Annotated in this window: 1 protein-coding gene; it reads right to left on the reverse strand. The window is 65.2% G+C overall.

All coding sequences use genetic code 11. The features are described from left to right. Nucleotides 1-8,510 (reverse strand): YDG domain-containing protein (locus K0F86_RS26955; RefSeq protein ID WP_219137188.1); only part of this gene is annotated, 8,510 nt, incomplete at its 3' end. Between the last annotated feature and the right edge of the window lie 198 nt (nucleotides 8,511-8,708).

Here is an 8,708-nt window from a genome sequence, read left to right on the forward strand (position 1 = left end):
GTATCGACCAGCGTTGTACCCGTCACCGTCACCGCCTTGGCGGTGGCCGCGTTCTTGTCGGCAAACGTCGCCGTCTGGCCACCAATGCCCAGGCTTTCGCCCGCCACCAGGCCGCTCAAGACACCACCGGACAGGCTGGCTTGTGCATTGCCGTCGTAGACCTTGTTGCCCGCCAACTGGCCGGCCACCGTCAATGCCTTGGCCGTGATGCTGGCCGTCAGGCCGGTCGGATTGCTGACCGTGTAGTTGCTGGCCAGGCCGCCGTTGGCGCCATTCGACAAGGTACCGCCGGTGACGCTGACGGCCTTGCCGCTGCCGGCATTCTTGTCCGCAAACGCACCGGCCAGGCCCGCCAGGCCGACCGTTTCCGAGCCCACCAGGCCGTTCAGGGTGCCGCCCGCGATGGTGGTTTCGAGCGCGCTGTCATAGGTTTTGTCGGCCGCCAGCGCGCCAGTGACGGTCAGCACTTTTTGCATGATCGAACCCGTCACATTGCTCGGATTGCTGAGCGTGTAATTGCTGGCCAAGCCCGTGCCATCAAGCAGGCTGAAGCCCGAGACCGTGACGGCCTTGCCGTTACCGGCGTTCTTGTCGGCGAACACACCCGTGCCGCCCGAGACCACCAGCGTTTCGCCCGTTACCAAGCCCGTCAAACTGCCGCCGGCCAAGGTCGCGGCCGTGGTGCCGTCATAGGCGCGCGTGCCGGCCGTCATGCCCGATACCGTCAGCGCTTTCGGCGTGATATTGGCGATCAGGCCGCTCGGGTTGCTGATCGTGTAGTTGGCCGCCAGGCCGCCGTTGCCGCCGTTGACCAGGGTCGAACCGGTCGCCGTCACCGTCTTGCCGGTGCCGGCGTCCCTGGTATCGAAGGTGGCGCTCAAGCCCGTCACACCCAGGGTTTCCGAGCCGACCAGGCCGCTGATCGAGCCGCCCGACAAGGTCGCCTTGGTGCTGCCGTCATACACCTTGTTGACGGCCGACATGCCGGTAATCGTCAGCGCCTTCGGCGTGATGCTGCCGGTGCCGGTCGCGGTGCTCGTGGCCAGCGTGTAGTTGGCCGCGTCAAGGCCGCCCAGGGTCAGGGAAGAGATCGTCACGGCCTTGCCGGCGCCGGCGTTCTTGTCGCTGAACGCCGCCTTGGTGGCGCCAATGGCCAGGCTGTCGCCGCTCACCATGCCATTGAAAGTGGCCGTGGCCGTAGCGAAGGTGACGGAAGTGCCACCGTCATAGACCTTGCTGTCGGCCACCACATTGGTCACCGAGCTGATGCTGGCCTGGCCGATATTGGCCGTCACGCCGGTCGGGTTGCTGAGCGTATAGTTGCTGGCCAGGCCGGTGCCGTCGGCCAGCGTCGCGCCGCTGACCGTCACGGTCTTGCCGGTGCCGGCGTTCTTGTCGCCAAAGGCGCCCGACAGGCCGGACAGGCCCAGGGTTTCGCCAGCGACCAGTCCGCTCAAGGCGCCACCGCTGACGGTGGCTTTGGTGCTGCCGTCATAGACCTTGTTGGCGGCCGCCACGCCGGTGACGCTCAAATCTTTTTGCGCGATGCTGGCCGAGAGGCCGCCGACAGGGCCGACCGAGTAATTGCTGGCCAGGCCGCCATTGCTGCCGTTGGACAAGGTGCCGCCGCTGACGCTGACGGCCTTGCCGCTGCCGGCATTCTTATCAAGAAACGCACCGGCCAGGGCAGCCAGGCCAACCGTTTCCGAACCGACAAAGCCGCCCAGGCTGCCGCCCGTGATGGTGGCGTCGAGCGCACCGTCATAGGTTTTGTCGGCCGCCAGCGCGCCGGTGACGCTCAACGCTTTTTGCGTGATGGAACCCGTCACATTGGTCGGGTTGGTCACGCTGTAATTGCTGGCCAGGCCGGTACCGTCGGCCAGGCTGACGCCAGACACCGTCACGGCCTTGCCGTTGCCGGCGTTCTTGTCGCCGAACACGCCCGTGCCGCCCGAGACCACCAGCGTCTCGCCCGTTACCAGGCCCGTCAAACTGCCGCCGGCCAGGGTCGCGGCCCTGGTGCCATCATAGGCGCGCGTGCCCGCCGTCATGCCCGATACCGTCAGCGCTTTCGGCGTGATATTGGCCGTGAAACCGGTTGGGTTGGCCATCGTGTAGTTGCTGGCCAGGCCGCCGTTGCCGCCGTTGACCAGGGTCGTGCCGGCGGCCGTCACTGCCTTGCCGGTGCCGGCGTTCTTGTCATCAAAAGTAACCGTCAGGCCCGTCACGCCCAGGGTTTCCGAGCCGACCATGCCGCTGATCGAGCCGCCCGTCACGCTGGCCTTGGTGTTGCCGTCGTAGGCCTTGCTGACGGCCGACATGCCGATGATGGTGAGGGCTTTCGGCGTGATGGCGCCGGTGCTGCTGCCGGTGGTCGCCGTCAAATTGTAGTTGCCGGCGTCCGTGCCGCCCAGCCCGATGCCGCTGATCGTCACCGTCTTGCCGCTGCCGACGTTCTTGTCGGCGAAGGTGGCGGTGGTCGCGTTGACCGTCAGGCTGTCACCGCTTTTGATGCCGCCGAACGTGGCGCCGGCCGCATTGACGATGGCGTTCACGCCACCGTCGTAGGCTTTGCTGTCGATCACGATACTGGTGACTGCGGAAATGGTGGCCTTGGTGATATTGGCCGTCACGCCGGTCGGGTTGCTGATCGTGTAGTTGCTGGGCAGGCCGCCGTTACTGCCGACCGTCATGACCGCACCGGTGATGGTGACGGCCTTGCCGTTTCCGACGTTCTTATCAAGAAACACACCGACCATGCCGCCCACGCCCACGCCTTCCGCACCGACCAGGCCGTCGATAATCACGGTACCGCCCAGGCTGACCGCAGTCGTGCCTGTGTAGGCCCGGTTGGCGGCCGTGATACCGGTGATCGTCAGCGCTTTTTTGGTGATATCGCCGGTCACGCCGGTCGGATTGCTCACCGAGTAATTGCTGGCCAGGCCGCTGCCGTCGACCAGCGTCGTGCCGGTAACGGTCACGACCTTGCCGGTGCCCGCGTTCTTGTCGGCAAACACGCCACTCTGGCCCGAGAAGCTCACGGTTTCGCCCACCACCAGGCCGTTCAGGGTGCCGCCCGTCAGACTGGCCTTGGTATTACCGTCATACGCCTTGGCGCTGGCGGCCAGGCCGCTGACCGTCAGGGCTTTTTGCGTGATGCTGGCGGTGACGCCGGTCACCGCGCCGACCGTGTAATTGCTGGCCAGGCCGCCGTTCGTGCCGTCGGACAGCGCGCCGCCGGTCACCGTCACGGTCTTGCTTGCGCCCGCATTCTTGTCGCCGAACACGCCGATCAGGCTGGACAAGCCCAGCGTTTCCGAGCCGACCATGCCGGCCAAGCTGCCGCCGCCCAAGGTGGCCGCCGTGCCGCCATCGTAGACCTTGTCGCTGGCGGTCGCGCCGGTCACCGTCAGCGCTTTTTGCGTGATGTTGCCCGTCACACCGGTCGCGTTGCTGACCGTATAGTTGCTGGCCAGGCCGGTGCCGTCGGCCAGCGTGGCGCCAGACACGGTTACAGTCTTGCCATTGGCCGCGTTCTGATCAACGAATACGCCCGTCTGGCCGGACAAGGCCAGCGTTTCGCCGCCGACCAGGCCGTTCAAGGTGCCGCCGAAAACCGCCGCCGCCGTGTTGCCGTCGTAGACCTTGCTGGCAACTGAAACACCGCTGACCGTCAAGGCTTTTTGTGTGATATCGGCCGCCAGGCCCGTCACGCTGCCGACCGTGTAGTTGCTGGCCAGACCGCCATTGCTGCCGTCTGACAAGGTGCCGCCGCTGACCGTCACGGCCTTGCTGGTGCCGGCGTTCTTGTCGCCGAACGCGCCGGACAGCGCGCCCAGGCCGACCGTTTCGCTGCCGACCATGCCGCTCAAGGCGGCGCCGGTAATGCTTGCCGCCGTGTTGCCGTCGTAGACCTTGTTGCCGGCCGTCGCACCGGTCACCGTCAACGCTTTTGGCGTGATGCTGGCCGTCACGGAAGCATCGGCGAGCGTGTAGTTGGACGCCAGGCCGCCGCTACCATTGCCCAGGGTGGTGTGGACGGTGACTACCTTGCTATTGCCGGCGTTCTTGTCGGCAAACGCGGCGATAGAGCCTGTTTTCAACGCTTCGCCGCTAACCAGGCCGGTGATGCTGCCCTTGTTGATGGCGGCCGTCGCGTTGCCGTCGTACTCTTTGTTATCCACCGCCAGGTTGGTCCAGCTCAGCGTCTTGGCCGTGATGGTGCCGGTGACGCCGGTTGGCGCGGTCACCGTATAGTTGCTGGCCAGGCCGGTGCCATCGGCGAGCGCGCCGACCGTTACCGTGACCGCCTTGCCGGTGCCGGCGTTCTTGTCGGCATACGCACCGGTCGAGGTGCCCAGGTTCAAGGTTTCGCCGCCGATCCCGCCAAGCAAGGTGCCGCCGATCAGCGTGACGGCGGTGCCGCCGCTATATTGCCGGGTAATGGCGGTCAGGGCGGCCAAGGTCAGCGCTTTCGGCGTGATGTCGCCGGTCAGCCCCCCCACCGAAACGGTATAGTTGCCGCCGGCGCTGCCGCTGCCGATCGGTGTGACGCCGATGCCGGTGCCGGCATTCTTGCTGGCGAACGTGCCCGTCAGGAACGCGACGTTGCCGGCATCTTGCGCCAGCAAGCCGCTGACCGTGCCGCCGACCAGCGTCGCGGCCGTGGTGCCGTCATAGGCGCGGCTGGCGACCGACGCGCCGGTCAGGGTCGCGGCCAGCTTGTTGATGACCAGGTTCACGGCATTCGCGTTGATCGCGTAACCGTGCTGGTCCGAATACAGGCCGCCGGCCGTGATGGCGTAGGTGCCGGCGTTGACGGCATTGCCCGCCGCGCCATAGTTCAGGCTACCCTGCAGCACCGCATTCGGATTCGAATACGTGAAGCTTGGCGCCGCCCAGTTGGCGGTGCCGTCATAGGTCTTGGTCACGCCCGCCGCGAAGGTTACTTGGAGCGGCGTCATGAACGCACGCAGCAAGGGGTAGGTATTGCTGTCGTAGACGATCCACGTGCTGGACAGGTCCCACGCTGCGCCGCTGTAGGTGGACAGCGCTTTCATTTGCGCGGTGGTCAAGCCGGTGCCGGTGGCGCTGGTGAGCTGGCCCGTGGTGGTATCCCAGAAATTGCCGGTGGCGGTGCCGCCACTATTGGCGCCCACCAGGCCGCCCACGCTGAGGGTGCCCGAGACGGCGCCGGTGGCGTAGTTATTGGTCAAGGTGCCGGAGTTCAGGCCGACCAGGCCGCCTACATCGGTCACGCCGCTCACCGTGCCGGAGGCATAGCTGTTGCTGACAGCGCCGCTATTGTTGCCGACCAGGCCGCCGACGTCGGTCGAGCCGGTCACGCTCGCGGTGCTGTAATTGCCGCTGACAATGCCGGCATTGTTGCCGACCAGCGCGCCGGTGGCATCCTTGCCAGTGATGCTGCCGCCCTCCAGGCCGACATTGCGCACGATCGCGGTACTAGACGTCGCGCCGAACAGACCAGCGTAATCCGTGCCGGGACGATTGACGACCAGGCCAGAAATCACGTGGCCGGCGCCGTCGAAGGTACCGGTAAACGGCGCCGCCGTGCTGGCGCCGACCGGAACGAAGGTGGCGCCATTCCAGACGTCGGTCGAGAGGCCCGTCGTCGCCGCGCTGATGTCGCGGCCCAGGGTGTAATTGCCGGCCAGGTCCATCGCCATCAATTGCAGTTGATGCGCCGAGTTGACCGTGCTGCTGTGCTCGGAAGACAACATCGGTCCGGTGGCGCCTGTCGCGTTGCCCGCGCCGTTGAGTGTACCGTCGGTGTTGACCATGACCCAGTTATTGCCCGACTGGCCGGTGCTGGTCGTGAAATTGAACGTGCCGAAATTCGACGCGGTTTGCATTTGCGTCGCTGTCAGGCCGCTGACAGCAGTAACGGGTGTGGCGTTGGTGCTGCTGTTGACGCCGAGGGCCGCTATCGACGGGTTCACCGTCGTATTGAAATAGCCGCCGTTGATCGAACTGGTGCCACCCATATTGCCGACCACACCGCCCGGGATACCGGTGCCGCCGGAAATTACGGCCACGGTGCCGGACGAATAGACATTGGTGATCCTGCCCGCCGAGGACATCGCGCCCACCACGCCGCCGATCGCATTGTTGCCGTTCACGGCGCCAGTAGCATACCCGTTGGCGATGGTCCCACGGTTGTCGCCGACCAGACCACCGGTGGCGGTACCACCAGAGACGGCAATGCCTGGATTGGTCACGCTTCCGGTCGCGTAGCTGTTGTTGATTTGCGCCGACGCATAGCTGTAGCCGACCAGACCGCCGGCTTGCCCGTTGCCGCGGATGGCGCCGGTGCTGTAGCTGTTGGTGATGGTGGCGTTGGTGCGATTGGTGGCGGCGATGCCGCCGGCGCCGATCTTGCCGGTCACGTCGCCAAGATTGAAACTGTCGGTGATGCTGCCCAGGTTGTAGTTGACCAGGCCGCCGGCATGATTGAGCGTCGCGGTCACCGCGCCGCTATTGTAACTGCTGCTGATCGCGCTTTTATTGGTGGTCTGGCCAGCCAGGCCGCCGATGACGACGCTCAGTCCCGGCGCGCTGACCGTAGCGCTGTTATAGCTGTTGCTGATAGTGCCGGCGTTTTGCCCGACCAGGCCACCCATCACCGCGTTAGCCGGGCTGCTGACCGAACCTGTGACATATGCATTATTGATGCTACCGTTATTGATACCGGCCAGTCCCCCTACATAACCGTAAGTGCCGTTCGGCGCATTGGATGTCATCGCAACGCCTACCATACCGATATTGCGCAACTGCGCCGTGGTGCTGGTGTTGCCAAACAAGCCGACAGTGCCACTGCCGGTGGTGTTGCCGATCTTCAAGCCAGTGATAACATGGCCCAGGCCGTCGAACTGGCCGGAGAATGCCGTGCCGGTGGTGCCGATCGGCGTGAAGCCGTTGGCGCCCCACACCGCGGTGTTCGCCGTGCCGCTGGCATCGATATTGGCGCCCAGCACGAAGTTGCCGCTCAGCGCATTTTTCAAGCCTTGCAAATCGGTGCCGCTGACGCTGGTGGCCGCGCCCAGGCTGTTGATGACGGTGTAGGCCGTCGCTGCGCCGTCACTGCCCAGCTTGGTGCTGAAGTACAGCCCCGACGGCAGGTCGATCTCGGCCTTGACGTTGTACTTGCTCGTGTTGCCGGATGCCACGTTAGCCTGGCCATATTCCAGCGCAAGGCTGGCCGTACCCGAGCCGCGCAGCGGCTGGTTGATGTTGATATTGTTTTGCGCCGTCAGCTTCAGCTGGTTGGCCGACCACGAAATCGTGTCGTTGACGTTGATGTCGCCCAGCACGCCGCTGCCGCCCGAGATGCTCTGAATCTGGACACTGCTGCTCTTGAGCGCATTCGTAAAAAACGCGCCGGTCTGGTCGCCGCCTGACGCCGCGATGGTGTAGTCGGTCGGGTCGATCAGCCAGGTACCGGTCAGGCCGTGGCTCGATGCCGTCGTGACCTTCAACGCATCGTCGATCTTGACGTGCGCGGCCGAGGTGTCAACAAAACCGCCGTTACCACCGCCAGGCGCGCTGGCGTCCAGCGCGCCACCCGCGTTGACCGTGCCGCTCTGCATGTCGCCCAGCAACTTGATCGTGCCGCCGCGGGTGGCTATCGTCTGCGCCTCGATCACGCCCGTGTTGTTGACGACGGTTCTCAGCAGGTCGCCCGCCGCCTGCGCCGTCAAGACCACGCTGCCGCCATCGGCGCGGATCAGGCCGCCATTATTGACCAAGGCGCCCACGGCGCCCGCGTTGACGGCGACATTGAGCAAGCCGTCGCCCGCCACGTCCAGCGTGATGGCCCTGCCCGCCGCCAGCGCCACCGACCCCAGGCGTGCCTGGATCGTGCCTTCGTTCGACACGTTGGCACCCAGCAAGGCCACATAGCCGCCCGGCGCGCTGATCGAACCCTGGTTCAGCACCTTGCCGGTACCGTTGCCGCTAAATTTGTAATTGCCGGCCATGAAATCGCTATTCGAAATATCCAGGGTCGAAGCCACCAGGCCCGCCGTATTGACCGATGCGCCCTGGCCGAACAGCACGCCGTTCGGATTGACAATAAACACCTTGCCGTTGGCCGACAAGTTGCCGAGGATGGTCGTGCCATCACTGCCCAGCACGCGGTTCAGCGCCACCGCATTGCTGTTGGGCTGCTGGAATTGCACCGACTCGCCCTTGCCGACATTAAAACTGGCCCAGTTGATGACGGCGTTCTGGCTGCCCTGCTTGATGACCGTCGCGCCCGGCGTGCCGTTGATCGTTGCCTGCCCCGCCACCACCGTGCCGCCCGCCGGCCCGGCCAGCGCAAGACTGCCGTAGCCCAACATCAGCGCCGCCGCCATGCTGGTCAAGGCGAAATGTGCCCCGCCCCCGCTGCATCCTGGCATCGAGCGCTTGCCGGCCGATTTGACGTTTTCGGACACGGCGGCGTAGGCGCCGGTGGCCTGGTTCCAGATGGAGCGGTAGATGCGGTTCATGGCGGTGTCCTGATTTTTTAACTTATTAGTTAACTTGCATTAATTTAGAAATACTTGACGGCTTGCAGCCAGAAACGGCCCGCCGCATCCGGTGCCGAGGTCGCCTTGGCATTGCCCAGCTTGTGCGCGTAATACGCCTTCAGCACGAGCGCATTGGCGCCCGTCCACGTCACGCCCACGCCGGCGCCGCTCAGGGTG

This window comes from Janthinobacterium sp. UMAB-60, assembly GCF_900095235.1.
In the GTDB taxonomy this organism is placed as follows: Bacteria; Pseudomonadota; Gammaproteobacteria; order Burkholderiales; family Burkholderiaceae_D; genus Janthinobacterium.